Source organism: Mesorhizobium sp. M0276 (genome assembly GCF_040321755.1).
GTDB lineage: Bacteria > Pseudomonadota > Alphaproteobacteria > Rhizobiales > Rhizobiaceae > Mesorhizobium.
The window spans coordinates 1-3,531 of record NZ_JAMYSC010000129.1; the positions used below are offsets into that span (position 1 = coordinate 1).

Consider the following 3,531-nt stretch of genomic DNA (forward strand, 5'->3'; position numbering starts at 1 on the left):
TCGCAGCCCGATCAGGGTCAAAGAAGCTGGCCATCATTGCCGTCGCAAGGAAGCTCCTCGTCGTCCTCAACGCTATCATCCGAGATAAAAAAGCATTCGCATGAACACAGTTGCCATGCCGCGACCTCCGAGCGCAGCGGCGGTGCTGAATTCTGGTCCGCTGCACCCTTCGACCAACGTCCCGGCATGGATCCTCGGGTCTACGCGTCCGCTTCGCTCCCACTCCGCCCGTGGATGACGAAGTTGGTGAGGCTTCGGCCAATCTCGAATGTCCCCACCCGCCCTGAGCCCGCGAAGAGCGAGCCGCCGCCAGCCGCATCGCCTTCTCCGATCAAAACCACTTGTCCGGCCCGAGAAATCCGTGCCCCGCGCTGGCTATGCGCCGCCACCTCTGATTATCGTCCCGCCCAGCACCACCACAGGAGCCCGCACCATGAGCACCGTCCCGAAAACGCCCGAGCAGCCGGCAGACAATCAGAACGACAGCGGCGGCGAATATTTCGAGGCGCCGACCACCGGCGAGCTCGAGGCCGACCAGACTTCGGACGAGCACCTCGAAACGCCCGACGTGCCGGATTCGGAGCCGTCCGTTCCGGGCGCCCACCGCGGCAAGCCGAAGAAAAAACCATCGGCGATATCGGGCCGCAAATTCCGCAAGCGCGATCTGGTGCGCATCGACACGCTGCGCCCGAGCCTCGCCGACCGCATTCGATCGGATCATCCGGACTTGCCGGCCGGCGCCCGCATCACCCGCGCCGAGCTCGGTCGCTACCGCATGCGCTACATGGAGGAGCTGCTCCAGCAGGAACACGGCGAATTCTCCGAACTCGACCGCCAGGTGGTCGAATCGATCGCCAGGCAGGACACCATTTCCGAAAACTCGGAGGAGGAGTTCGAGGAGCACCGGACCTTCGCCGACCGCGTCTCCGACAACATGGCTTCCTTCGGCGGCAGCTGGTGGTTCCTGATCTCGTTCGGTAGCGTGCTTCTGGTGTGGATCGGCATCAACCTGTTCGCCGGCATGGCGGGCGCCTTTGATCCCTACCCGTTCATCCTCTTGAACCTGCTGCTCTCCTGCATTGCCGCCGTCCAGGCGCCGATCATCATGATGAGCCAGAGGCGGCAGGAATCCAAGGACCGCCTGCGCTCCTTCAACGACTACCGCGTCAACCTCAAGGCCGAGCTCGAAGTGCGCCATCTGCACGAAAAGCTCGACTACCTCATCTCGCGCCAATGGACCCGCCTGGCCGAAATGCAGCAGATGCAGCTGGACGCGATGCACGAACTGACGGGTGCCAGGAAGCCGAAGCGGGCGGTACGGAGAAAGAGGGCGGTGAAGAGCGAGGCAGCGCAGTGAGGATGGGCGCGGTGCGAGGTCGAGGACGGCCGGTCAGGCATGACGGCCAGCGGTCGACGACAGGGGACTCTAATGTTTCGCTAGCGGTTGCCACAACTGGACATTGAGCTGGAAATTCAAGACAGTCTGTTTCAAGTAATTATTGGGCGGGTACTTTTTTGAGCGATATTAAACTATTTCAATTCACCCAAGGGCAGATTCACGAACTAGCCGGCTCTGCCATACAGGTCGAAAAATCGCTTCAACATATCTTTGAGGCGAACCTTGAAGCCCTGTTAGGTGTTCGATTCCTAGCGACGGAACACTCAACGGGACCGGTCCACGGCGGGCGCATCGACACGTTGGGGCTCGATGAAGACAATTGTCCCGTTATCATTGAGTATAAGCGCGCGGTGAACGAGAACGTCATCAATCAAGGTCTATTTTACCTTGATTGGCTTCTCGACCATCGAAAGGAATTTCAATGGTTGGCCATGGAAAAGCTTGGTCCTGAAGCTGCGAAGAATGTCGATTTCTCGGCCCCAAGGCTGCTCTGCGTCGCCGGGGATTTCACCCGCTATGACCAGCATGCCGTAAAGCAGATCGCCCGGAACATCGAGTTGATAAGATACCGGCAGTTTGGTGAATCTATGCTCATGTTGGAACTCGTTCACGCACCGAAACTGGCCAAGGTAAACACATTTTCAGCTGTACCCGACATAAAGAGTACTCCTGGCGAGACCACTGTGGCCACCTCGAACGAAGATCCGGAAGACCCTTATGCCACATACCGTATGGCGTACCGCCTATCGCAAGCGAGCCCGGCTTTGCGCGATCTCCATGATGCCATTCGCGACTTTCTCATCGGCCTTGGAGACGACGTTCAGGTCAAGGAACTAAAGCTGTATACGGCGTTCAAGCGCATAAAGAACTTCGCCTGCCTTGAGGTCTATCCACAGCCGAAGGTTGCCGTTGTCTACGTCAAGCTAGACCCACGGACAATCGAGCTTGAGGAGGGCTTTACCCGTGATGTAACGAAAATTGGCCACTACGGAACCGGTAATCTACAAGTTTCAATCAGGTCAATGGCTGACTTCCAGAAGGCGCAGTCGTTGTTCCTGAGAGCGTATGAAGGATCGTGATTGGCGCCCTCGTCTTTGATTCGGTGCACCAGCGTTTTTGATTTCGCACAACTCACTTGCCCGTTGAAGCCCGCCTCGGCTTCCGCTAAGAAGCCGTGACTTGCCGGTTCACCGGCTGGTTAGTTTTCCGGATTCCGGAAAGCACCCGTAGCTCAGCTGGATAGAGCGCTGCCCTCCGAAGGCAGAGGTCACAGGTTCGAATCCTGTCGGGTGCGCCAATTTAAACACAAATTTCAGACAGTTAGTCGAAGATGATTTTGGCAGGTGTCCTCGCTTTTTTTGCGCGGAAGCGCTACGGAAGCACAAAAGATCGTGCCAATTTCGACGCAAACCTTCTTGTGGAAAAAATGCCATCGAAGTCGGCGCGATGATGACGCGGTAACGGACGGCCGCCTATTTCTGGGCGAATAGAATGCATCGGCTCACGAGATTGGTGGCCGTGACGGACCTGACTCGGTGCTGCAAAGACCAGTGAGGAACGGAACGTCTGACTCGAAGCCGATGTACGTTTTCCACGACGCGAACGACAGCTTTGCGCCGCATGTCTGCTGTTGAGCGCGCCCCCTGTCATTGCCTGCAACCAGACGCTGCCGACGACTGCCGCCGCTTGGGAATGTTCCGGATCACGCACCTGGCACAAATTTCCTGCCCGTCATTTCGGACATGGGATTCTGCAAGCTCGGACCAACCGAGTTAGCGCAACTCGTCTGAGTTTGTCCTCAACGCCTACTCGGTGTCAGTAGACCATTCGCTTTAGCGTTCGGCTTCCGCCGCGCAGCAATCACTGCGTCACCGGCGAATGGCAAAGCACCCCTCCGAAAATGGTCGAGCGTTCTTTGCCACAGGGCCGGTAACCAGAAAGTTTGCAATCGATCCGCCATGTCACACCCTGGCGCCCAATCACTTGCCTGTCGCAGCTGGCCGAGACGGATCGTTTCTTGGCGTTCACAACGGGCGAAGAAATGCGGAAGGCTGGTATCCGGTTGACGGTCGGAAAAGCGCGCTTGCGCCAGTTGCGCGGTCCTCATTAGACGGTTTCGAGCCGGCTGAACC

General features: G+C 57.9%; 2 protein-coding genes and 1 tRNA gene. All 3 read left to right on the plus strand.

What is annotated here, in order from left to right; all coding sequences use genetic code 11:
• Nucleotides 1–433 precede the first annotated feature (433 nt).
• Nucleotides 434–1,357, plus strand: coding sequence for a DUF1003 domain-containing protein (locus NKJ01_RS35965; RefSeq protein ID WP_352735316.1), 924 nt, complete (start codon nt 434–436; stop codon nt 1,355–1,357).
• 158 nt (nt 1,358–1,515) lie between these two features.
• The gene (locus NKJ01_RS35970) at nt 1,516–2,478 is read left to right on the plus strand and encodes a DUF5655 domain-containing protein (RefSeq protein ID WP_352601625.1); all 963 of its coding nucleotides are present in this window, start codon (nt 1,516–1,518) and stop codon (nt 2,476–2,478) included.
• A 141-nt stretch (nt 2,479–2,619) separates the two neighbouring features.
• Nucleotides 2,620–2,696: transfer RNA gene (locus NKJ01_RS35975), tRNA-Arg, on the plus strand.
• Nucleotides 2,697–3,531: the final 835 nt, after the last annotated feature.